The organism is Mesorhizobium sp. M8A.F.Ca.ET.161.01.1.1 (assembly GCF_004792105.1).
Classification (GTDB): domain Bacteria; phylum Pseudomonadota; class Alphaproteobacteria; order Rhizobiales; family Rhizobiaceae; genus Mesorhizobium.
The window spans coordinates 1-279 of record NZ_SRTD01000512.1; the positions used below are offsets into that span (position 1 = coordinate 1).

Below are 279 nucleotides of genomic sequence, written 5' to 3' on the forward strand. Positions count from 1 at the left end.
GTTCCTGCACGGTCTGGCGCTCGCCCAAGTGCTGGCGGATGCGCGACAGCGACTGCTGCACCTGGCCGCGATCCTCGGCAGACAGTTCGGCATAGTCGGGGGCAGCCAGGGCGGTTTCCACCTGCCGCATCTGTTCGGCGACCGAGCCCTGCCGGTCCATCTGTACAGCGGCTTTCTCCGGCTTGGCGGCAACAGCGCCAGACAGGCCCAGCAGCAACGCGATCGTCATGATGCGGTACATCGCCAACCTCCCGATCCATCCCGGAACGAAGGGCCAAC

The 279-nt window shown here is 66.3% G+C and carries 1 protein-coding gene; it reads right to left on the reverse strand.

Going from position 1 to position 279, the window contains the following annotated elements:
- The coding region (locus EN804_RS36795; RefSeq protein WP_210237410.1) for a hypothetical protein at positions 1–241 on the reverse strand (241 nt) is incomplete at its 3' end.
- Positions 242–279 lie beyond the last annotated feature (38 nt).